This window comes from Streptomyces sp. NPDC025806 (assembly GCF_055558275.1).
The window spans coordinates 469892-489861 of the sequence record NZ_JBVHMU010000005.1; the positions used below are offsets into that span (position 1 = coordinate 469892).

Consider the following 19970-nt stretch of genomic DNA (forward strand, 5'->3'; position numbering starts at 1 on the left):
CGTGCAGGTCGCAGCGGACGCGGCGGGTGACGTCGGCCGGGACGTCCGGCAGAACCCAAGTCGCAGCTCCGCGCTCTTGTCACAAACGATCACAGGCGCTTCAATGCCCCCACCCCCACAGGTGGAACGCCCGACTATCGGACGAAGGGTTCCTCTTGACCGCCAAACGCGCCATCCATGCCGTCGCCCTCACCGCGGCCGCCTGCGCCACCGTGCTCGCCGCCGCTGTGCCCTCGCCCGCCATCAATTCCTACAACGCGAGCCCTGCTCCGGAACGCACCGAGGTCGGTGCGCTCATAGCCACCTGGGACGACGATGGCGATCCGGTCACGCCCGACCGCGTCGACTGGGTGTGCTCCGGCACGATGATCGATGCCGACACTTTCCTGACAGCGTCCCACTGCACGACGGACTGGCCGGACAACGTGCGGTTCTACGTCTCGCTTGACCAGGACGTGCAGGCCGGGCTGGACGCCGCCGCGAAGAAGTACCCCGGTGACCCCGCCGCGCAGGCCGCTGCCGTCGCCGTCCCGGGTACGGCCCACAGTCACCCCGATTACCCGGGCCCCGCCTCCGACCCGCACGACATCGCGGTCGTCGAGGTGCCCGCGACCAAGATGTCGGCCCGGTGGTCCTTCACTCCGGCCACGCTGCCGAGCGCCGGTCAACTCGACGCGCTGGGACCGCGGAAGCTCGACGCCACCGACTGGACCGTCGCCGGCTACGGCACCCGGGAAGCGGTGAACGGGCCAGGCGGCCAGACCCACCCCGGCGGCGGAGTCCGCATGAAGGCGCCGGTCAGCTTCGACGCCCTCAACAACGCGTGGGTCCGTCTCGCCATGACCGCGCCCCAGGGCAACGGCGGTGCCTGCTACGGGGATTCGGGCGGCCCCAACTTCGCCACCATCGGCGGCAAGCGCGTCCTCGCGGCGACGACCATCACCGGCGACGGCCCGTGCTACGCCACCAACGTCACCTACCGGCTGGACACGCCAGGAGCCCGCGCCTTCCTGTCGCCCTTCGTGCAACTGCCGTGACGGCACCCCGGCCCCGGAGAGAGCCCGGGACGCGATCATCGCTGTCCCGGACTCGACGCCCGGGGCCGGGGCACCGCGCAGGTCAGTGTGTTGCGGCGGGCTGGCAGCCGGTGATGCCGCGCCAGGAGCGCGTGGCTGTGCTGCAGTTGCGATCCGGCTTTTGAGGAGAGGGCCCGCCGAGGAGCCCTACCTCTGGGTAACATGACTTGGTTGATGTGATCATTCCGTGCTGCGCTCAGATGCCGGGGCTATGGGTCCGCCCCCCGGGCCAGGAGGACACATGCTCGATGACGCTCTGACAGATTTCCAACGCGAGCCGTTCACGTACGGGGATCGCACCCACACTGTGCTGCGCTCGGGGACGGGACCGGCCGTGATCGTCATGGCGGAGATCCCGGGAATCACTCCGAAGGTCGTCCAGTTCGCCCGCCGGGTCCGGGATATCGGCTGCACTGTCGTGATGCCCCACCTGTTCGGTGTCGCCGGACGCGGCCCGGACCCGCAGGCGCACGGCTGGACAGGCGCCGCCTGGACCGGTCTGCGAGTCGCCGTCCAGATCTGTGTCAGCCGCGAATTCACCACCCTGGCCGCCGGCCGGAGCTCCCCTGTCGTCACCTGGCTGCGTGCCCTGGCTGCGCGCGAGCACGAGCGGTGTGGCGGACCGGGCGTGGGAGCCGTCGGCATGTGCTTGACCGGCGGCTTCGCCTTGGCCATGGCCACGGACGACCGCCTCCTCGCACCGGTGTTGTGTCAGCCGTCGCTTCCACTGGCCGTCACCGGCCGCAACCGTCGCTCGATCGACATATCCCCGGACGACATGCGCACGGTCCAGCAACGCTGCGCGTCCGGCCTGACCGTCCTCGGCACGCGCTTTCGCGGTGACAGGCTCGTCCCCGACGCCCGGTTCGCCTTCCTGCGTGAAAAGCTCGGCGACTCGTTCATCGCGGTCGAACTCGACGACAGCGCGGCGAACCCGGACGGCCTCATCCCTCCGCACTCCGTCCTCACCGAGCACCTCATCGACGAACCGGGTCAACCCACCCGTCGCGCACTCGACCAGGTTCTCGATCATTTCCGCCAACGCCTCCTCGCCGCCGACGGCACGCCCGCCGGGACTTGATGGCGCGCCGGTGTTCCATCACGGTGCCCTGGTTGCGGCTGTCTGTCTCGCCGCTCCTCTGGCAACTACACCAGCTCGGCCCTGCTTGTGCGCTTCGCAGCAGCAGGCGGCTGAACCAGAGGACCGGAGATCTGGTCGACCTGTCACCAGGCACATTCGGTCATCGGGCGCTTGGTCGCCAGGACGCGCCGGACCCGGTGACCGGCCATCGCCCTCCGTGTTGTCGGCGCTCCAGACGGGCGGTGACGCACCGGGTCGCAGCCTGGGTCTCTACTGGGTGATGGCGAACTGCTGGGCCGGCGAGCCGTCACAGGTCCAGACTCCCAGGGGCTTGTAGTCCTCGTCGAACGTGAGGCAGTCGTCGCTGGAGGTCCGGATCTGGAACATTCCCGATCCGGCGGGGACGATCTGCCACTGCTGGGTCGAACTCGCCTTCCAGGGCCGCAGGTTGGCGAGCCAGGTCGTCGTGTTCTCCGTCAGCGAGAGGCCGAGACCGTTGTCGATCCGGTAGCGGCCGTTGGACAGCGGCGTCACCGACCACAGGGCGCCCGGGGTGCCGAACTTGCCGGCCACCACCTTCGCGTCACTCTTGCCGGCCGTCGGCACCGCTCCGAGGCCGTGCGCTGTGCGCACGTAGACGGGCACGATCGTCGGTGGTGCCGTCGCCGAGGTGTCCGTCGAGGCCGTGGTGGTGTCGGGAGACACGGGCTGGATCGGCGACCATTCGCCGGTGGGGTCGAGCCGCGGTACGTCCGGGCCGACGGGGACCTGCGGCGAGCGTTTCGGCACCTGGGTCTCGCCACTGGGAACGCCGGGAACGTACGTCGGGGAGAAGTCCACGTACTGCGACTGCCCGGTCGAGCTCGCGATCGTACCGGTGCGGGTCGCGCGCGTGTAGTTGCCGGAGAAGCCCCAGTTGATCCAGCCGCCGTCCCCGGGGTTCTCGAAGGTGCCGCCACCGGAGAAGATCCAGATCCGGAAGGTCTGGTCCTCCAGCGACGTCGGGTCGTCCCAGCGGACGTCCATCTGGAAAGCGACGTCCTGGAAGTTCTGGGCGTACTTGTGCGTGAACCAGGGATTACCGAAGACGTTGTCGCCCGCGACGTCGAAGATCATGACGTTGTACCAGTTGCCGACCTCGCCGTCGATCATCGTGAGCAGCGCCTGGACGAATTGGCCGCGCGTCGCCTTGGTCAGCGCCTCGTCCTCCTGGGAGGCGAGGATGCACGAGATGAGCCCGGATCCGATTCCGCCGCCCCCGGGGGCCACGATGCTCGCGGCATCGCAGTCCTGGTGCACCTGGTCTCCCTCGCCCGAGGCAGGAGTCCCGATGTCGGGCAGCTGGTACGAGGACGCGGGGGAGGCCGCTCCGAGGACAGGCAGGAGGGCGAACACGGCGACCAGCGCCGCACGGGCGGTTCTTCCCAGCATGATCAGCTCCAGGAGTGAGGACGGGTGCGAGCAGTCGATCACCGGACTGAGGCCAGAACGAGGCAGTCGCACCGGCGGAATTACGTCCTGCATACTTCTGCCGGACCACGAGAGAAGGGCTTCCACCGGTTCCGCAACGCCTGCGGTCCTGTTCCCGCACCCAGCACCGGAGAGCGCACGATGAACACCCCTGCAGGCTTCGGAGCGCTGCTGCATGGCCTGCGCACACGTGCCGGTCTCAGCCAGGAGGGACTCGCCCACCGGGCGGGGGTGAGTGTGCGGGCGCTGGCCGACCTGGAGCGCGGCCGCACCCGGGGCCCCCAGCGGCACACCGTCGCCGCGCTGACAGCGGCGCTGGCGGCCGACGACGCAGAGGCCGAGGCGCTGGAGCGGGCCGCCGCTCTCGGGCGCCCCCGCCCCCGGTCGGTGACCGCGGCACCGACCCCGCTCCGGCTGCCGCGCGACCTACGGGACTTCACCGCCCGTGAGGCAGATCTGGCGCGGCTGCGCACGTTGACGGAGGTGGCCGATCCGGCGCACCCGGCGGTGGTGCTGGTCACCGGGCAGCCGGGGCTGGGCAAGACGGCCTTCGCGATACGGGCGGCGCACACCCTCGCCGATGGCTTTCCACACGGGCAGTTCGCCATCGACCTGCACGGCACGCAGGCTGAGCCGGCCCAGCCGCACGAGACTCTGGGGCGGCTGCTGAGGGCGTTCGGTGTCGCAGAGTCCGGTGTTCCGCAGGACACCGAGAGCCGCGCCACCCTGTTCCAGTCCGTCGTCGAGAAACGGCAGGTGCTGATCGTCCTGGACAATGCCGCCGACGAGGAACAGGTCAGGCCGCTGCTCCCCGTCTACGGGCCGGCACTGACCCTGGTGACGAGTCGCTACGCGCTCACCGGCCTCGAGAGTGCAGATCGGATCACCCTCGAAGTGCTGCGCCGCGAGGAGTCCGTCGCGCTGCTCAGCCAAGTCGTCGGTGCCGACCGAATCGCGGCGGAACCGCAGGCGGCGCGCGACCTCGGCGACCTGTGCGGACACCTTCCCCTCGCGGTGCGCATCGCCGCGCAACGGCTGGCCGCCCGGCCCGCCGAGCGACTCGAGAAGCTAGTGGCCCAACTCGCCGACGAGGAAAGCCGACTGGACACACTCCAAGCCGGAGACCTCCGGATCCGGGCCGCCTTCGCCCTGTCGTACCAGCAACTTGAGCCCTCCGCGCGGCGGTTGCTGCGGCGCGCCACCCTGGCCGACGGCACGGACTTCTCCCCGCAGACCGCGGCGCTGCTGTCAGGAAGCACCCTGAGACAGGCACGGCTGCTCACCCAGGACCTCACCGATCGCAATCTGCTGCAGCCCGATCCCGCCACTGAGCGCTACCGTTTCCACGACCTGCTGCGGCTCTTCGCCGCCGAGCAGTTGACCGAGGACGACCCCGCGGACCTGGTGCGCGTCCGGCAGCGAGCGGCTCTGTGGACACTGGCGCGTGCCCGCGCGGCTGCACTCCACTTCGACGCCGAACGTTCTCCCCATGGCGACCCGCATCCTCCTACGGCGCCGGACGGCGCCGAGGAGGCGCGCGGCTGGCTCGAGGCGGAGCGAGCCCAGTGGCTGGGTGCCTTGCGGCAGGCCCTCGCGGACGGACACCATCAAGAGGTGCTGGACACGGCGCAGGCCATGCACTGGTTCTCCGACCGAACCCAGCACTGGGAGCAGTGGGCGCAGGTCTTCCGCTGCTCGATGGCCGCCGCACGGGCGCTGGGCAGCCGCCGCGACGAGGCCGTGCACCTCAACTATCTGGCCTGGGCCTACAACCTGTGCGTCCACGACTACCCGGCCGGCCTCGACGCGGCCCGCCAGGCGCTGGCCGCCGCCCGTGAGGCCGGGGACCTCCTCCAGGCCGGCTGGGCCCACGGCTACGGGGCGGGAGCCCTGCACCGCCTCGGACGAGCCGAGGAGGCACTGGCATGGTTGAAGGAGTCCGCAGCCTGCCATCGAGCGAGCGCCACGCCGCAGAGCCGGCTGGCGGAGCTGACGACGCTCAACGCGTGGGGAGCGCATCTGCGTTCCATGGGCCGGCCGGAGGAGGCGCTGACGATCCACCGGCAGAGCGAGCGACTGTGCCGCACCGGGATCCCCGGCCAGTCCACGGACCTCCTCGCGCTGTACCGGGTGCACACGCTGTATCACCTCGGGTGCGACTACTGCGCTCTGGAGCGCTGGGAGCAGGCCGAGCCGCTGCTGCGCCAGGCCCTCGACGGCTTCGAGGCCGCCGGCATGGCCGCATGGAGCGAGCCGGCGCGTCTGGACCTGGCCATCGCACTCCGCCGGCTCGGCCGCATCGCCGAGGCACGCACGACACTGGAAGCCGCCCACCATGGGCTCACTCAGCAAAGTCACCCGCGCCAGGCGGAGGCCGAGGCGGAACTTGCGCGTGCGTGAACCGTCGGTCGACAGGAGCCCCCGGTCACCACGGAGCCTCAACCCTGCCTTCGTCACCGCACGGCTCGCGGCAAGCGAGACATTCCGGTGTCAATCCGGCCGCTGTGCTGATCGTGGCCTGGGGGCGGGGGAAGTTCACAGCTTGCGGATCGGGAGGGTTGCGCGCGCCTTGGACAGCAGGTCGTCGGCTGTCTTTTTCGCGGTCTTCCCGGCCGGAAGGTCCACTTCCACGGTGATGCGTTCCTGGCGTGAGGTCGTGACGATGAGGATCTTGCTGAGGCGCCTGGGGGTTCCTTCGCTGTTTTCGCTGTAGGTCTCGGTGATGATGGCTGCGTCGCGGCCTTGTTGGCTGGTCGACTCCACGGTGGCGACGCTCTTCGAGCCGCCGGTGGGCGGGATCGCCGCCTCGCTCTCCTGCTTCCAGCGCTCGGCGATGGCGCGTGGCGTCTCGGTGACAGTCTCCTTACGGTCGATCAGCAGGGACGTGTCCTTCTTGGGTGAGGTGTAGCGGGTGCCTCGGTAGGGTCCGCTGTCATTGGCCAGGTCGTCCTCGGTGGTTATGGCCCAGTCCGAGGGAGCGGCCACGCTCAGGTTCATCCGGTATTCGTCGTACGACGTCCAGCCGTCCGGGATGTCGTCCTGGTTCGCCCACACGAGGGTGGCGCACAGCACGAGGACGGCTGCCGCCGCGGCGATGAACAGGCGAGAGCGAGCGCGCCAGAGTGGCTGTCTGGCGGGGGCGGCGGGCCCGGTGGCTTCGCCGAGCAGCCGCGTCGGCGGTGCGGGCGTGGGTGGTGTGGGCAGGGTGAGGGTGCGCAACAGTGGCTGGGCAGTGGGCGCGGTCAGCCGTTCTTCCGGCTCCTTGCGCAGCAGGCCAGTGATCAGAGGGGTGAGTTCTCCGGCGTTCTGCGGCGGGGGCAGCTCGGACAGGAGAATGGCCTGGAGCGTGGAGGGGGTGGTCTGGCGGCGGAACGGAGACACCCCTTCGACGGCCTGGTAGAGCATGACGCCGAGCGACCACAGGTCGGACTCGGGGCCGGGTCTGCGGCCCAGGACGCGTTCGGGAGCGATGTATTCGGGGGAGCCGATGAAGGCACCGGTCTCGGTGAGCTTCTGCTCCCCTTCCACCTGGGCGATGCCGAAATCGGTGAGGACCACCCGCTCGTGCCGGCCGACCATCACGTTGCCCGGCTTGACGTCGCGATGGAGCCCACCCGCCTCGTGCGCGGCGTGAAGGGCACCGAGGACAGCCAACCCGATGCGGGCGGCCTCCGCAGGCGGCAGGGTCCCTTCATCGAGGAGCTCGGACAGGGACTTGCCGCGCAGCAGCTCCATCACGATCCAGGGGCGCCCGTCCTCACTGACGACGTCGTAGATGGTCACGACCGACGGGTGGTCGATCCGCGCCGCAGCGCGTGCCTCGCGCTCGATCCGGAGAAAGGCCGTCCGGCGCTCGGCGGCACCGAGATTCTCCGGAAGCTGAGGCTCCTTGATCGCCACATCCCGGTCGACGACCTCGTCCCGGGCCCGCCATACCGTTCCCATGCCCCCCGGCTCCGAGACGTTCCAGCAGCCGATAGCGGCCGCCGATGAGCCGGCCCGCACCCGCCTGTGGAGAAGCCGCCGTCTCGGCCGGCGCGTGCGCGAGCTCATGGACGGGCCGCCCGCTCTCCTTCGGGCCGGGGACGCGGACAGCGGGCAAGGGCGCCACCGCCGGTGGTTGAAGCCCGTAACTCGTGGGCTCTTCGCTCTTGTCGCGGCTGCTCACTGTGCTCCCATCGTCGTATCTGGTCTGTTCACCGCTGAAGGAGTGGCCGCCATCTGCCGGGGCCGGTCAGAACATTGCGGAACCGCCGCCGCCCGTGAAGCCGCCACCGGGCCCGTGCCCACCCCCGCCCCGGTGGCCCGACCTCCACAACAGCACGGCCACCACCACGATCAGCGCGCCGAAGGCGAGGACCGGGAGGAAGAACAGCAGCACGATGAGAAGGTCCATGACTCGTGCTCCCTCCAACGGGATCGTGCCGACACCCACCGGCGTTCGGCCGGTCCTGCCGAGGCTAGAAGCCACCTGGGTGCGACGTCGTCCAACCAGGGTTGGGGCTCGTTCCTGCAACCGGAACGGCAGGACCGCCGCCGGCCTCATACCTACGCTGTAGGCACGCCGGCCGTGCCGGCCGGGCCGTCCGCCAACGGGCAGGCTCCGACGGGCGCCGGACAGGGCTTTCGCCCCTGCGCCCGGAGCGGATCGGGCTCAACCCGAGGGTGGACGACGCCGTGATGTCGCGCCTCTACGCTGCGGGAATGCATGGAGGCAGACGGCGGATGCGGGTCAGTCCGCTCGTGATCGACGCTGCTTTGGCGTGTGTCATGACGACCCTGACGATCGTCTACGCACGACAGGGCTACACAGCCCGGTACCACGCCGAAGGCTGGCCCCCCTTCGGCTTCACGGCCATCGCGCTCAGCCTGGCTGCCAACCTCTCCCTGGCGGCGCGGCACCTGGCCCCAGGGACTGCATTCACCGTCTCCTGCGGGGCGCTCGTGGCCTACACCGCCGCCGGTTTCCAGCCGTCGACGAACCTGTGGGCGCCGCTGTTCGCCTGCCACACGGTCATCGTCCGCCACCCGGTACGCCGGGCCGTGGGGGCGACGGCCGCGACCGCGGTGGCATGGGTGGCCAGTGGCCTCGAAGCCCGTCTGTCGGCCGAACTGGCGGTGGGACAGGCCGTGATCGGTGTCGGGGTGGTGTGGTTGTGGGCCACCGGGAGCCGCCGCCTGGCCCAGCGCAACGCCCAACTCGCCCAGCTGACCGAACAACTACGCCGCGAACAGGAGCTGCGCGCCAGGCACGCCACCATGGAAGAACGCCTGCGCATCGCCCGCGAGCTCCACGATGTCGTCGCTCATCACCTCTCCGCGCTCGCCGTTCAGGCGGGACTGGCGGAATTCGTGTTCGCCTCCGACCCTGCGGCCGCCCGGCAGGCAGTGGCATCCGTCGGCACCAGCAGCAGGCAGGCACTGGAGGAAATGCGCGGCCTGCTCGGCGTCCTGCGTACCGGAACGGACACCACCGACCCGGACGGCCTGTATCGCTCCGTGCCCGGTCTGGCCGCTCTGGGGGGAACTGGTGGAACGGACCCGCAGGACCGGCCTCGACGTCGACTGGTCGGTTTCCGGGCATCAGCGACCGCTGCCGTCGGGCCTCGACGCGGGTGTGTACCGCATCGTCCAAGAGGCGCTGACCAACACGGTCAAGCACGCGGGACGCGGCGCGCGTGTCACGGTCCGCCTGGAATTCGAGGCCGGCCGCCTGATCGGAGAGATATGTGATCAGGGGGGCGACGCCGCAGTGACCGTGTTGCCCTCGACCGGGCTCGGCTTGCTCGGTATGCGTGAACGGGCGAAACTCTACGGCGGGCTGCTGCGGGCCGGTCCTCGAGCCGAGGGAGGGTTCGAGGTCGTTTTCACCATTCCGCTGGCCCCGATCGACACAGCCGGGGGCGCATGACACCTGCCCCCGCACACATGGGGGGAGACGGCAGCGATGACACGGCTGCTGATCGTGGACGACCAGGTCCTCATCCGGGCCGGGCTGGCAGCCCTGGCCACCGCCGCACCCGGATTCGAAGTCGCCGGCCAGGCATCCACCGGCGAAGAAGCAGTCGAACTCGCTGCTCGGCTGCGCCCGGACGTCATCCTCATGGACATCCGCCTGCCCGGCATGAGCGGTATCGCCGCCCTGGAAACCATCCTTCGCGAGGCGCCCGAGCCGCAGCCGAAGGTCGTCATGCTGACCGTCTTCGACCTGGACGAATACGTGTACGCGGCCCTCCGGGCCGGTGCCAGCGGCTTCCTGCTCAAAGACACCCCACCCGAGAGGCTCCTGGCAGCGGTCGGTCTGATCGCCGAGGGCGAGATGCTCTTCGCCCCCACGGTCACCCGCCGCCTGGTGGAAGCCTTCGCCCATCGCCCCGGGGCGGTTGACGAGCAGCCTGTCTCCCTCGCGGACATCACCGAACGGGAGACCGATGTCCTGAGGCTGGTCGGACGGGGCCTGACCAACGAACAGATCGCGCAACGCCTCGTCGTCAGCATCGCCACCGTCAAGACCCACCTCAACCGCGTCATGTCCAAGCTCCAGTTGAGTAGCCGCGCGCAGGCTGTCGTCGTCGCCTATGAGACCGGTCTCGTCTCGCCCGGTTAGACAGGCACGGGCAGCGCGGCGAGCGTCACGATCGGAGAGTAGGGCGCCGGCGACGAGGAACGGCGGTCGAGGCGGCCAGGTGGGTCATCGGGCGAAGCGCGGCCATCGGCCCACAGGCCGATGTGGTCCCGGCGGATCCGGCCCGGAGGCCGATCCAGAACGACGTACGGGTGCTGCATCGTCGTGCCATGTCCATGAACATCATCCGCCCCGCCGCCGAGTGCCCAGCGGCTCCGCGAGACAGCGGCCCCCAGCAGGCCGGCGACGTCCGCCGCATCACCGTGCTCGACGCGCTGCGGGGCTTCGCCCTGTGCGGCATCCTCCTGGTGAACATCAACCAGATCACGCCGATGGACGTGGTGTCCTCGGCACCGTCAGGACCTCCGCGGTGGTACGCCGTGCCAGAGCTCCTGGAGCTGTTCGTCCAGCATCGCTTCTTCCCGGTCTTCTCCTTCCTCTTCGGCCTCAGTTTCGCGGTGTTCCTGGACAGCGCCGCCCAGCGATCGGCGCGTCCCCGGCTCCTCCTGGTGCGCCGTCTGATCGCCCTCGGCCTGCTCGGCGTGGCTCACCAGTTCCTCCACCCCGGTGAGGCGCTGCTGCCGTACGCGATCGTCGGACTCGTCGTCCTGCTCCCCGCCTCCTGGCTGCCGACCTGGCTCGTGCTGACCGGCGGACTGCTGGGAACCGTTGCGTCGGTCACCCTGGTCGGCGGTGGCCTGGCCAGCATCCCCGGCCTGTTCCTGCTGGGCCTCGCACTCGCGCGCCTCGGGATCGCCCGCACTCTGGACCGCCGCACCGGCCAACTGGCTGTCGTCCTGGCCCTCGCGGTCCCAGCGGCGGCCGCCGCGCTGTGGTGGCAGCACAGCTATCCGCTGGCCGGGCCGTACGCCACCCGTGTCGCTGCCGGAGCGGGGCTCCTCGGCGCCCTCGCCTACTCCACGGCCCTCGTGCTGGTCTTGCAGAGCACCCCGTTGGGCCGCCCGCTGTCGGCGCTGCTCGAACCACTCGGCAGGATGGCGCTGACGAACTACCTCACGGCCACGCTCGCCGTCGTCGCCGCGACCCCGGCACTCGGCCTGGCGGACTCCGCGCACTGGGGCAGGGCCATGCTGCTGGCGGTGACGATCCTCGCGGTCCAGACCGTCCTCAGCCGCTGGTGGCTGAGCCGTTTCCGCTACGGGCCGCTGGAATGGGTCCTTCGCTGCGTCACGTGGTGGAAGGTCATGCCACTTGTCCGCTGACGGCGACGGTAGCCGCGGAGCAGCCGAGATCGGCCCCCAGGCGGACCCCATCTCGGCCGTAGCTCTCTAGGCTGCAGGATGTGGACCCCGACACTCACCTCTCCCCGGCCGTCCGGCGGCTGCTGACCTGCCTGCTCACCGCCGGACTGGCCCTGCTGTGGCTGTTCGACCTCGTGGCCTTGAGTAACACCCCGGACATGGCCTGGCCGAGTTGGCTGTTCCTGTTGTCCTTCGGCACGCTCACCGCTCTGGCGCTGTTCCTGCCCGACCGGCGCCCGGGCCTCGGGATCCGGGCCGGCGCCGCGGCCGTGGGGTCGCTGGTGCTTACCGTGGTGCACCTGCGCCTTGCTCCGGTGGAACAGACCTGGGGGCTGCTGGAGACAGTGGCGCTGCTGGGCCTGCTCGCGCGCACCACGCGCCGGATGCGGGGGCCGGCCGCCGCCGTGGTGCTGCCGGCCGCGCTGGGTCTCGCGGTGATCTCCCTACCACTGCGCGTGGGCACGGACTACGACGTTGTCACGTTCTCCTTCCTCCTGACCTTCGCCGTGGGCGGGGCCGTGGGCCTGGGCTGCTACCTGCGCCTGCTGGACGCGCGCCGGGTCCGGGCCATGGACGCCGTACGCCAGAACGAGCGCACGGAACTCGCCCGCGACCTGCACGACTTCGTCGCTCACCACGTCACCGGGATCATCGTGCACGCCAACGCCGCGCTGATGATCCACGAGACCTCACCGGAGCAGATCAAGCCACTGCTGGAGGGCATTTCGCGAGCCGGGTCCGAGACCCTGGACTCCATGCGCCGACTGGTGCGGGTACTGCGCGAGGAAGACCACCACGGTGCCCGCCCGGCGGAGATGCTCACCGAACTCGACCGTCTGGTCTCGGCCTTCTCCGAGAACGGAACCCAGGCGCGGCTGGACGTCACGGACCTGGTGCGCGCGGTTCGGCTCGCTCCCGAGGTGGAGACCTCCGTCCACCGTGTGGTGCAGGAGGCGCTCACCAACGTACGCCGCCATGCCCCCGGAGCGGACGTGGCCGTCCGCATAGACCTCGACCGGTGCACGGGCCGAGACCTGCTGCGGGTGGAGGTGCCCAACACGGCCCCGACGGCACGCCCCACCCTCCCCACGGGCGGCCGGGGCGGCTTCGGGCTGGTCGGACTGCGCGAGCGGGTGGAGGCCGTGGAAGGAGCCCTCACCAGCGGCCGGACTCCGGACGGCGGATGGTGCGTGACCGCCACCTTCCCGGTCCTGGACGCTGTGGCATGATCCCCCGCATGAGTGGCACGAACGGGGCGAGCGTCACAGCCGGCGGACCGAGCGGTGCGGCCCGGACACGGGTGTTGATCGCGGACGACCAGGAGATGGTCCGCACCGGCTTTCGGCTGATCCTGGGCACCCAGCCCGACCTGGAGGTCATCGGCGAGGCCGCGGACGGCGCCGACTGCGTCGAACTCGCCCGCCGGCTGCGCCCGGACGTGTGCCTCGTCGACATTCGCATGCCCCGACTGGACGGTCTGGAGGTCACCCGGACCCTGGCCGGGCCGGGCGTCACCGACCCGCTGCGCGTCGTCGTGGTGACCACCTTCGACCAGGACGACTACGCCTACACCGCTCTGCGCAACGGCGCCTGCGGCTTCCTCCTCAAGGACGCCGCCTCCAACCTGCTGATCGAGGCCGTGCGCTCCGCGGCCCGCGGCGACGCTCTGGTCTCGCCCGCCGTCACCGTCCGGCTGCTCGAGCACATCGCGCGACAGCAGCCGATCGCCACCGCCCCCAGCCCGCTGTCCGAACGGGAACTCGACGTCGTACGCCTGCTGGCGGTCGGCCGCACCAACCAGGAGATCTGCGACGGGCTGTACCTGTCCCTGGGCACCGTCAAGACCCACTTGGCCAACATCAAGGACAAGCTCGGTGTCCGCAACCGCGTGGAGATCGCCGCCTGGGCCTGGGACACCGGCACCGTACGCGACCGGGGAAGCCTGCCCGCCTGACACCCAGGCACGCTGCCCCCGATCGTCCTCTTCTCTGGTTCTCTGGCTGTCGGGGGACGGCCGAGGCCTCACGGCTGCGCCGCGGGAACCAGTTCTACGGCCGTCTTCGCGATCTCGATCGCTCGGTCCTCGCACGTCGTCTCCGGGTGCCGGGAGCCTCCGAGGCTGACCTGGAAGAGCAGGTTCCCGGTGCGGACCGACAGGGCGCACGTTCTCTCGGCGCCGGGCGATGACTCCCACGTGGCTTCGTCGGCGAAGGCCGAACCGGTCGCGCGACGTTCCCCCTCGGCGGCGTCGGCGAATTCTTCGCGCAGCACCTCTGTGCCGTTCTGGGAGCCCATCGAGCGGCGCAGGTACCAGCGGACGTCGGCGTAGGAGGCGGGATCCCAGCCGCCTTGCAGGTTCTCGTTCCTGTCGTACCAGTAGCAGCGTGTCTCAGCTGACGAGGCGGTGTCGCTGGTGTTGTCCATGTCCTTGCGCCGCTCCGGCAGGGGGAGTTTCGTGGCTGCCTCGGCACACGTCGGCATCACCAGGTAGCGGTCCGCCGGTCCCGCAGATGCGCCGTCGTCCCGCAGGTACCACCAGGTGCCCGCGCCCACCAGGCACAGCGCTGTCGCGGCCGCGACCCACCTCAAGGGCCGACGAGGGGTGGAGCGGGTGACGGGGCGGGCGGGGGACGACAGTTGGGTGACGACAGCGGTGGCGGCGCCCGGCGGCGGCAGGTTCACCGTCAGCTCGGGGTCGGGTCCGGTGGCCAGGAGCTTTTCGACCGCCGTGCGCTGTTCGTCGATGGCAGCGTGAACGGCGGGTGGCCAGGGCCGGGCGGACGGTGTGGCGGGGGGCAGGGTCGCGAGGATCTGTGCGGGGGAGGGGCGGGTGGCCGGGTCCTTGGCCAGGCAGGCGGCGACCAGCGGCCGCAGCGAGTCCGGCACGGCGTCGAGCGCGGGTTCGGTGTGCACGACGGCGTAGAGCTCCTGGAGCGGCGAAGGGCCGGCGAACGGGCTCGTACCCGTGGTGGCCAGGACCAGGACCGCGCCGAGTGAGAACACGTCGCTCGCCGGCGTGAGTTCTCTGCCCTCTGCCTGCTCGGGCGACATGAAGGCGGGGGAGCCGACGATCAGTCCGGTTCCGGTCAGCTCGGTGCGCGCGCCGCCTTCGACGGCGCGCGCGATGCCGAGGTCGATGACCCGCACGCCGTCCTGCGACAGCAACACGTTCTCCGGCTTCAGGTCGCGGTGGATCAGCCCGACCCGGTGGATCTCGTCCAGCGCGGTCGCCAGGCCGATGGCCAGCCGCCGCGCGCTGTCGACGGAGAGCGTGCCCGAGCGGCGCACGGCCGCGCCGAGCGAGGGACCGGTCACGAACACCGAGGCGAGCCACGGGGTGGTCGCCTCGGTGTCGGCGTCCAGGACCGCCGCCGTGCATGCCCCCGAGACCTGCCTCGATGCCTGGACCTCGCGTCGGAACCGGTCACGAAAGCCCGCGTCGGCGGCGAAACGCGCGTGCACCTGCTTGACGGCCGCCAAGCGCCCGTCCGGTGCGACACCGAGGAAGACGCGCCCCATTCCGCCCCGCCCGAGCTCGGCAAGGAGCCGGAAGGGGCCGGCCCGATACGGGTCGCCGGGGCCCAGCGGGCGGGTCACCTGGACTTCACCGCCGTCATGGTCTGCCGGGTCATGTCGGTGACGATGCTGTCGCAGCGGCCCGTGCGGTAGGCCGGACCTTCCACCACGACAACGGAGACGAGGTTCACATCACGGCTGTACAGCACGCAGGACGCGTCTTTCTGCTGGAGTCTGAGCGTTTCCTCGGCGAAGCCCGGATCGAGATCGCGCCGGGCGACGCCGCGCTGGTAGAAAGCCTCGAGCCGCTCCTTGGCCCGCTCGGCGCCGGTCCGGCCGTCGGCGCTGTCGAACTGGTCCCACGTGACGGAGATGCTGTCGCCGGAGCGCGTGCGCCAGTGGCACGCCTGGTCCCGCCGTCCGTTGTCGTACGGCCTGACGCGGTTCGGGGAATCCTGGACAGGTGCCACGGTGAACCCCCGCGGTGGCTTCACCTGCGGGGTCACGCGCTTACATGCGGGCAATGCCCCCGTAAAGCGGTCGGTGACCTGGCTGAGCGGCGTGTCCCCCGGCGTGGGGACGGATTCCGGAACGACCAGATAGTAGGCGTCGGCGGCCCAGCCGGTCGCCACGCCGACCGCTGCGGCGGTGACGAGGACTCCGGCGGCGATGCCTGCCGAGATGAGCCGACGTCGACGCCGGGGAGAGGGAGCGGGGTCGTGCACGGGCGGGGCGGCGGAGGGCGGCGCGTTCCGCACGAGTGGTTCGACCGCGGCCTGCTGGGCCGCGATCCGGGCGTGCACCGCCTCCGGCCAGGGCCGCGCGACGGCGGGAACGGCGCCGAGGAACGTGGCAACGCCCTGTGGGGAGGGACGTAGGGCCGGGTCCTTGGACAGGCAGGCTCCGATCAGGCCGCGCAGTCCCGCCGGTACGGCTGACAGATCGGGCTCCTCGTGGACGACGGCGTGCAGTACCGCGGGTACCGAACCACCGTCGAAAGGCGGCCTGCCCGTACATGCCACCGCCAGGGTGGCGCCGAGCGCGAACACATCGGCGGCGGGCCCTGGGGCGCGGCCCTCGACCTGCTCGGGAGCCATGAACGCGGGGGAGCCGACGAGGCCTCCGGTGTGCGTGATCCGCGTCGCGTGCTCGGTCGCCCGCGCGATACCGAAGTCGATCACGCGGACGCCGTCCTCCGTCAGGAGGACGTTCGAGGGTTTGAGGTCCCGGTGGACGAGCCCGGCCCGGTGGACATCGGTGAGGGCACGGGCGAGTCCTGCGGCGATCCGGCGCACGGTCTCCTCGGACAGCACGCCGACCGTCTCGAGTGCCTCGTTCAGGGTGGGCCCGGGCAGGAACTGGGAGGCCAGCCAGGGGGTGGGGGCGTCCGGGTCGGCATCGATGACCGGCGCTGTGTAGGCCCCCGAGACGCGCCGGGAGGCGTCGACCTCACGCCGGAACCGGGCGCGGAAGCCCTCGTCGTCGGCGAGGTCGGCATGGACACGTTTGACGGCCACGAGCCGCCCGTCCGCTGCCGCTCCGAGCAGAACGCGGCCCATGCCACCCTGCCCGAGCACGGCAACCATCCTGAACGGGCCGAGATGTGACGGGTCATCAGGTCCAACCGGCTGCATTCTGCTGTCTCCCCCCGGGCAGCTTTCCTGAACTGCGACGCGATCTTAGCCTGCCGCCTGTTGCCGGCGGGCTCGATGCCAGAGGTGATCGGCCCACCGTGTGGCCCGGGCAGCTCACCTCTGAACCAGAAGCGCTCTCAGGTGCCGTGCCCGGTTGGGGAAACCGCAGCCCTGGAACGGGCGTCCATGGGGTGGGGGTGGTATCCATGCCGGGAGTGGAGCCAGTGGGAGACGCCGAGGGCGGGGCTGCGTCGCCGGCGAAGCGGGTGGGCGCCCTGGCCGTGCCCGCACTGGCGGCCGTGCTGTTGTACGGCTGGGCGGCCTGGTCGTTCGGGAGCCTGTCGGGCCTCTCCGCGCCGCCCGGTGCGGTCGCCGTGGCCGGCGGGGCGCTTCTGCTGGGTGGTGCTCTGGTGGTCTACCTCCGCCTCGTGGGCGGCGCCACGGGTTGTTTCGGGGCGCTCGCGCTGGCCGCGGCCCTGCTGCTGTGCGTGGCCGTCGCGGACCAATCGGCTTCCCGGGACAAGGCTGTCACCTGCGTCATCGGCAAGGTCACCGAAGAGCAGCAGAAGGGATTCGGCGACGGTGACGTGGAGATCACCGTCTACCATCACGCGCTGCGGTGTCCGGGCGGCTACCCGGATTCGCTGACGAAGCGCGAGCGCCTCGGCGCCAAGGGCGCGACGATTCGGGTGACCTTCGATTCCGCGCGGCGAGCGGCCCCGGATGTGAACGGCGAGTCATCGCCGTGGCCGTTCGCCTTGCTGGCGGTGCTCTTCCTGGCCGCCGCGACGGCAGGCGCCCGCCGGGCCGCGTGAGGGGGTCCGCGCCTGGGCTCGGCGGCGCGGCGGCGCATGCCTGAGGCGGGTGCTTTCCTGGACACCTGCGCGCCGCAGCGAGCCTGCCGGACGGAGGGAGGTCAGGACGAGGTCAGTTCGGCGAGCATCCGCTCCAGCCACTCCACGTGCGCGCGCAGCGTCTGTTCTTTGTAGTCGTGGACGTGGTCGAGGATGCGCGTCACGCGCTGCCGGTCGACGCCGGGCACCCAGGGCTCGTCCCGGATCTCGCGGCTGCGGAAGCGCTCCATCTGGGCCGCGCGGGCAGCGAGTTCGGTACGGATGAGCTCGATGTGCTGCGCGCGGTCGAGGAAGATCGCGAACAGGTAGCGCATCAGGAACTCGGGGTCGCCGAAGTCGGCCGCGGGCGTGTAGGGCTCTGCGAGGCGGTCCCGCAGGACCTGCTGTCCTTCGGGTGTGACGGTGTAGATCTTCGCGTCGGGGCGGCCCTCGTTGCGTTCCACGGTGTAGGTGACCCAGCCGTCGGCGGTCATCCGGGCCAGCGTCCGGTAGATCTGGCTCTGCTGCCGCGGCAGTCGGGTCATCCGGCCCATCTCGCTGTCCAGCCACCGCTTCAGGTCGTAGCCCGTGCACGGTCGCATCGCCACGAATCCCAGCAGCACGTGCTCGAACTTCATTGCTGTCCCACCTCTACTCGATCCGCCTGCCGCTTCCCGGTCTACCAGGGCATGCCACTAGTCACCTATGTCACTAGTCACCTATGCTCGCCTCGCGCGGTTTCCTTCCGGCTCTCCCTGTCACCAGGAGTCCCCCATGATTGTCCCCGTAAGACTGGTGCGTCCTGTACGGCGCGTCCTGGCGCCGCTCGCCGTCGCTGCCGTGGTGCTCTCCCCGCTCCCGGCAATGGCAGCGGCACCGTCCGGGGCCGGTGCCCCACTCGTGCGTACGACCGACGGCTGGGTCCGCGGCGAGCGGACCGCCGAGGGGCGGCAGTTTCTCGGCATCCCCTACGCCCAAGCCCCGAGCGGTGACCTGCGGTGGCGCGCGCCACGGCCCGCGGCACGGTGGTCCGGGGTGAAGGACGCCACCTCGTACGGGAACGACTGCGCCCAGAACACCTACTGGTCGCCCGGCCACGAGAAGCAGCAGACCGCCGAGGACTGTCTCGACGTCAACATCTACACCCCGCCCGCAGCATCCCGTCGGGGCAAGCTGCCGGTCATGGTGTGGATCCACGGCGGCGCGAACATCGGCGGTGCCGCACGGGACATCGTGCCCGACACGTTCGCGCGGGCCACGAACACCGTCGTGGTCTCGCTCAACTACCGCCTGGGCGCGGCCGGTTTCCTCACCCTGCCCGGCACCACGGGCAACTTCGCCCTGCTGGACCAGCAGCAGGCGCTGCGCTGGGTGCAGGCCAACATCGGCCGCTTCGGCGGCGACCGGCACCGGGTGACACTCGCCGGCGAGTCCGCCGGCGGCGGCGCCGTGTGCGCTCAGCTCGCCTCGCCCGGCAGCCAGGGCATGTACCGGGCGGCCGTCATCCAGAGCGGGACGTACGGCGACTGCGTCGGCCGAACCCGTGAGGAGGCCGAGAAGGCAGGGCTCGCCTTCGCGGCGAAGCTCGGTTGCGCGCAGCCCGCCTCGGCCGCCACGTGTCTTCGCGGCAAGTCCACCAAGGAGATCCTCGACGCCCAGAAGGGCACCGGCGCCGCCGACTGGACGTACACCGTCGGCGGAGCGTCGCTGCCGCAGCAGCCCACCGAGGCGTTCGCGTCGGGGCGGGCGGCCCCGGTGCCGGTCATGAACGGGGCCAACAGCAACGAGGGCCTCGTCTTCGCCTACGACTCATTCGACCGGTGGGGCACCCCCCTGACCGCGGACGGCTACGCCGAGGCGCTGACCTCGGCGTTCGGAGCCAGGACCGGGACCGAGGCGCTGGCGAGGTACCCCCTGTCGTCGTACGAGCGTCCCGGATACGCCTATGCAGCCGCCTTCGGGGACCGGCTCTTCGCCTGCCCGGCGCTGCGCGTGGACCAGGGGCTCGCCGCGCGGGGGCCCGTGTACACGTATGAGTTCGCCGACCGCACCTCGCCACTGTTCGCCTCGCTCCCGCAGAACGCCGACTTCGACTTCGGCGCCACGCACGCCGCCGAGCTGAACTACCTCTTCAAGCCCTACGGCATCGCGCCGCGCCTCACCGCCGAACAGCGGGCGCTGGCCGACCAGATGACGCAGTACTGGGGATCGTTCGTGCACGGATCGGCGCCGCGCTCGGCCGCTCAGCCCGCGATGCCGCGCCAGGAGAGCGGGACCGTGCTGCAGTTGCGGACCTCGGCCGCGGGCGGCAACGCCGTCACATCAGGGCTGCACGCGGCCCACCACTGCGATCTGTGGGACTCGGCCCTCTAGGAGGGCGTCAGCGGTCGGATTTCGACCACCTGCTTTTCCTGAGCGCAACGCCGCCGGAACACCGTCTTCCCACCGTCACCTGCACACCGGTCATGGCTGC

17 protein-coding genes are annotated in these 19970 nt (G+C 70.8%); 11 read left to right on the forward strand and 6 right to left on the reverse strand.

Going from position 1 to position 19970, the window contains the following annotated elements; genetic code table 11:
- Positions 1-155: 155 nt before the first annotated feature.
- Positions 156-1037 (forward strand): trypsin-like serine protease, encoded by an 882-nt coding sequence (locus ACZ4E1_RS15035; RefSeq protein WP_467539503.1) that lies wholly within the window; start codon positions 156-158, stop codon positions 1035-1037.
- Positions 1038-1317: 280 nt separating this feature from the next.
- A complete protein-coding gene (locus ACZ4E1_RS15040) occupies positions 1318-2157 on the forward strand; it encodes a dienelactone hydrolase family protein (protein ID WP_467539506.1) in 840 nt (279 codons plus the stop codon).
- Between the two features lie 270 nt (positions 2158-2427).
- On the opposite strand, the gene ACZ4E1_RS15045 is transcribed toward ACZ4E1_RS15040, so the two are convergent.
- On the reverse strand, positions 2428-3588 hold the full coding sequence (locus ACZ4E1_RS15045) for an RICIN domain-containing protein (RefSeq protein ID WP_467539508.1): 1161 nt from the start codon (positions 3586-3588) through the stop codon (positions 2428-2430).
- Between the two features lie 180 nt (positions 3589-3768).
- Between ACZ4E1_RS15045 and ACZ4E1_RS15050 the strand changes: the two genes are divergently transcribed.
- Positions 3769-6027, forward strand: coding sequence for an ATP-binding protein (locus ACZ4E1_RS15050; protein ID WP_467539510.1), 2259 nt, complete (start codon positions 3769-3771; stop codon positions 6025-6027).
- Positions 6028-6162: 135 nt separating this feature from the next.
- On the opposite strand, the gene ACZ4E1_RS15055 is transcribed toward ACZ4E1_RS15050, so the two are convergent.
- Positions 6163-7527, reverse strand: coding sequence for a serine/threonine-protein kinase (locus tag ACZ4E1_RS15055; RefSeq protein ID WP_467539513.1), 1365 nt, complete (start codon positions 7525-7527; stop codon positions 6163-6165).
- 334 nt (positions 7528-7861) lie between these two features.
- Positions 7862-8023: a hypothetical protein gene (locus ACZ4E1_RS15060; protein ID WP_467539515.1), complete on the reverse strand. Its 162-nt coding sequence runs from the start codon at positions 8021-8023 to the stop codon at positions 7862-7864.
- A 374-nt stretch (positions 8024-8397) separates the two neighbouring features.
- Here ACZ4E1_RS15060 and ACZ4E1_RS15065 point away from each other — a divergent pair, with 374 nt between their 5' ends.
- From ACZ4E1_RS15065 to ACZ4E1_RS15090, 6 genes are all read left to right on the forward strand, one after another.
- Positions 8398-9360 (forward strand): sensor histidine kinase, encoded by a 963-nt coding sequence (locus ACZ4E1_RS15065; protein ID WP_467539517.1) that lies wholly within the window; start codon positions 8398-8400, stop codon positions 9358-9360.
- Positions 9245-9538: an ATP-binding protein gene (locus ACZ4E1_RS15070; RefSeq protein ID WP_467539519.1), complete on the forward strand. Its 294-nt coding sequence runs from the start codon at positions 9245-9247 to the stop codon at positions 9536-9538. Before ACZ4E1_RS15065 ends, ACZ4E1_RS15070 begins: the two co-directional genes overlap by 116 nt.
- A 36-nt stretch (positions 9539-9574) precedes the next feature.
- Positions 9575-10234, forward strand: coding sequence for a response regulator (locus ACZ4E1_RS15075; protein WP_467539521.1), 660 nt, complete (start codon positions 9575-9577; stop codon positions 10232-10234).
- A 188-nt stretch (positions 10235-10422) separates the two neighbouring features.
- Positions 10423-11475: a DUF418 domain-containing protein gene (locus ACZ4E1_RS15080; RefSeq protein WP_467539523.1), complete on the forward strand. Its 1053-nt coding sequence runs from the start codon at positions 10423-10425 to the stop codon at positions 11473-11475.
- 80 nt (positions 11476-11555) lie between these two features.
- Complete coding sequence (locus tag ACZ4E1_RS15085) at positions 11556-12743, forward strand: sensor histidine kinase (RefSeq protein WP_467539525.1); 1188 nt, start codon at positions 11556-11558, stop codon at positions 12741-12743.
- Positions 12744-12751: 8 nt separating this feature from the next.
- Positions 12752-13468: a response regulator gene (locus ACZ4E1_RS15090; RefSeq protein ID WP_467539527.1), complete on the forward strand. Its 717-nt coding sequence runs from the start codon at positions 12752-12754 to the stop codon at positions 13466-13468.
- Positions 13469-13536: 68 nt separating this feature from the next.
- Here ACZ4E1_RS15090 and ACZ4E1_RS15095 read toward each other — a convergent pair whose 3' ends face one another.
- Positions 13537-15111, reverse strand: a complete 1575-nt coding sequence (locus ACZ4E1_RS15095; RefSeq protein WP_467539529.1) for a serine/threonine-protein kinase — start codon at positions 15109-15111, stop codon at positions 13537-13539.
- Positions 15108-16616: a serine/threonine-protein kinase gene (locus tag ACZ4E1_RS15100; RefSeq protein WP_467539531.1), complete on the reverse strand. Its 1509-nt coding sequence runs from the start codon at positions 16614-16616 to the stop codon at positions 15108-15110. The genes ACZ4E1_RS15095 and ACZ4E1_RS15100 overlap by 4 nt, the downstream gene beginning before the upstream one ends.
- Positions 16617-16888: 272 nt before the next feature.
- Between ACZ4E1_RS15100 and ACZ4E1_RS15105 the strand changes: the two genes are divergently transcribed.
- A complete protein-coding gene (locus ACZ4E1_RS15105) occupies positions 16889-17479 on the forward strand; it encodes a hypothetical protein (protein ID WP_467539532.1) in 591 nt (196 codons plus the stop codon).
- A gap of 101 nt (positions 17480-17580) precedes the next feature.
- Here the strand turns inward: ACZ4E1_RS15105 and ACZ4E1_RS15110 are convergent, their stop codons facing one another.
- Entirely contained in the window at positions 17581-18135 is a 555-nt protein-coding gene (locus ACZ4E1_RS15110; RefSeq protein ID WP_467539533.1) for a PadR family transcriptional regulator, read from the reverse strand.
- Positions 18136-18397: 262 nt separating this feature from the next.
- Here ACZ4E1_RS15110 and ACZ4E1_RS15115 point away from each other — a divergent pair, with 262 nt between their 5' ends.
- Entirely contained in the window at positions 18398-19870 is a 1473-nt protein-coding gene (locus ACZ4E1_RS15115) for a carboxylesterase/lipase family protein (RefSeq protein ID WP_467539534.1), read from the forward strand.
- Positions 19871-19970: the final 100 nt, after the last annotated feature.

Coding starts and splice junctions, on each gene's coding strand:
- ACZ4E1_RS15080 (WP_467539523.1), top strand. CDS start 10,423: ATGTCCATGAACATCATCCGCCCCGCCGCCGAGTGCCCAGCGGCTCCG.
- ACZ4E1_RS15100 (WP_467539531.1), bottom strand. CDS start 16,616: ATGGTTGCCGTGCTCGGGCAGGGTGGCATGGGCCGCGTTCTGCTCGGA.
- ACZ4E1_RS15065 (WP_467539517.1), top strand. CDS start 8,398: ATGACGACCCTGACGATCGTCTACGCACGACAGGGCTACACAGCCCGG.
- ACZ4E1_RS15060 (WP_467539515.1), bottom strand. CDS start 8,023: ATGGACCTTCTCATCGTGCTGCTGTTCTTCCTCCCGGTCCTCGCCTTC.
- ACZ4E1_RS15040 (WP_467539506.1), top strand. CDS start 1,318: ATGCTCGATGACGCTCTGACAGATTTCCAACGCGAGCCGTTCACGTAC.
- ACZ4E1_RS15075 (WP_467539521.1), top strand. CDS start 9,575: ATGACACGGCTGCTGATCGTGGACGACCAGGTCCTCATCCGGGCCGGG.
- ACZ4E1_RS15090 (WP_467539527.1), top strand. CDS start 12,752: ATGAGTGGCACGAACGGGGCGAGCGTCACAGCCGGCGGACCGAGCGGT.
- ACZ4E1_RS15110 (WP_467539533.1), bottom strand. CDS start 18,135: ATGAAGTTCGAGCACGTGCTGCTGGGATTCGTGGCGATGCGACCGTGC.
- ACZ4E1_RS15045 (WP_467539508.1), bottom strand. CDS start 3,588: ATGCTGGGAAGAACCGCCCGTGCGGCGCTGGTCGCCGTGTTCGCCCTC.
- ACZ4E1_RS15050 (WP_467539510.1), top strand. CDS start 3,769: ATGAACACCCCTGCAGGCTTCGGAGCGCTGCTGCATGGCCTGCGCACA.